This window comes from Pseudoalteromonas sp. 0303, from assembly GCF_013349995.1.
Classification (GTDB): Bacteria; Pseudomonadota; Gammaproteobacteria; order Enterobacterales; family Alteromonadaceae; genus Pseudoalteromonas.
On sequence record NZ_JABVXF010000113.1, the window covers coordinates 1 to 637 of the forward strand.

The 637-nt window shown below is 41.8% G+C and carries 1 pseudogene; it reads left to right on the forward strand.

The features are described from left to right. Nucleotides 1–637: pseudogene (locus tag HUS62_RS23285) on the forward strand (IS3 family transposase); the annotation flags it as partial.

The following is a 637-nucleotide window of genomic DNA, read 5'->3' on the forward strand; positions in this document are numbered from 1 at the left end:
CAACCGAATTTAAGCAAGAAGCAGTTGCTTTAGTCACTGAGCAAGGCTATTCAGTTTCAGAGGCCGCAGCCTCTTTAGGGATCACAACCAAACTTATTTATAACTGGAAAGCTAAACTCGAAGAGCAACAAGCTGGTAATTCGCTAAATGAAGATGAGCGCGCAGAGCTAAAGCGCCTGAGGAAAGAAGTGAAAGATCTCAAAATGGAGAAAGAGATCTTAAAAAAGGCCAGCGCCTTCTTTGCGAGAGAAATGAAGTAAAGTATCAGTTCATCAAAGAAAATAGCCAAGCTTTTCGCGTTATAAAATTATGCTCAGCGATGAAGGTGAGTCGCTCAAGGTATTACGCATGGCTGGCGCGTCCAGCAAAGCTTATAACGGCCAAAGAGCTGCATCTTTATTGCAGAGCCAAAGCGCTGTTTAAACGCAGCAGAGAAAGCTTAGGCTACCGTGAGTTATGTAAAAGCTTACGCAAAGAAGGTTTTAAAATAACGCGTTATAAAACCAGAAAGTTAATGGCGAAACTCAATTTAGTGGTTAAACAACGAGTGGCCTATAAAGTAACAACTAAGCGTAAGCACTCTGATGCAGTTGCAGATAATTTGCTTAACCAGAACTTTAATCCGGTAGCACCCAAT